1 protein-coding gene and 1 pseudogene are annotated in these 714 nt (G+C 43.1%); both read right to left on the bottom strand.

Annotation, left to right across the window (positions count from 1 at the left end; genetic code table 11):
* Positions 1–139: 139 nt before the first annotated feature.
* On the bottom strand, positions 140–592 hold the full coding sequence (locus R7E78_RS26555; RefSeq protein WP_318058666.1) for a restriction endonuclease: 453 nt from the start codon (positions 590–592) through the stop codon (positions 140–142).
* A pseudogene (locus R7E78_RS26560) lies at positions 589–714 on the bottom strand (IS4 family transposase); the annotation flags it as partial. The gene R7E78_RS26555 and the pseudogene R7E78_RS26560, both read right to left, overlap by 4 nt.

The raw sequence follows: 714 nt of genomic DNA on the forward strand, positions 1-714 counted from the left end.
TTTCGATGTAACGCTACCAGAAGTTGCAGGCTCATTGTCATCCAGAATTACGGATAACTTTCAGATATTGAAACCTGCATCTTCAAGTTGAATGGGTATAGACAATGCATTTGGGAATTCTCTTGGTGCTTATTAACTGTTAAAGACCTAAAAACCAGCTAGGATCAACAGTTACTTTTTCAACTAACTCTGTTTTAACGCCTAAACTAAGTTCCTTAAGCTTATCGGCTAACTGATCACCATCGACCAAGTCAATCGAAGCTTTTGTAAAGTTACCTGTAGTGATAAACATCCCACGATCAGCTCTACCAACGGTTGCACCCCTAAAATCACGGATCTCGGGAGCCCCAACGGAACCTTTGTACTTTTTACACTGAAAAGCGATATGAAAGCTCATCAAACCGTTGATTCGGGCAATTCCTTTGCCATCGATACCACCATCACCCGTGCGGCCAGTCACTTCAACATGGATAAAACCTGATTCTCTCAATAATCTCTGTGTTAGTCGCTCAAACGCATCCGGGCTCATTTCTTCAATTAGCACATGATGCAGTTTTTCACGCCAAAGCATAGCCCTGAGAGATCCCCTCATAATTTCCCCAAAGCGTAACCATGTTTGAATAGATTTTGAGCAGGCAGGGTTGCAGCCACGAGTAAGTCTTCCCTTGTTATTGTGTAGCCAGAATGCCGCAAAACTTCCATGCCTAAGCGAAC

It is taken from the genome of Vibrio sp. YT-19(2023), assembly GCF_033337395.1.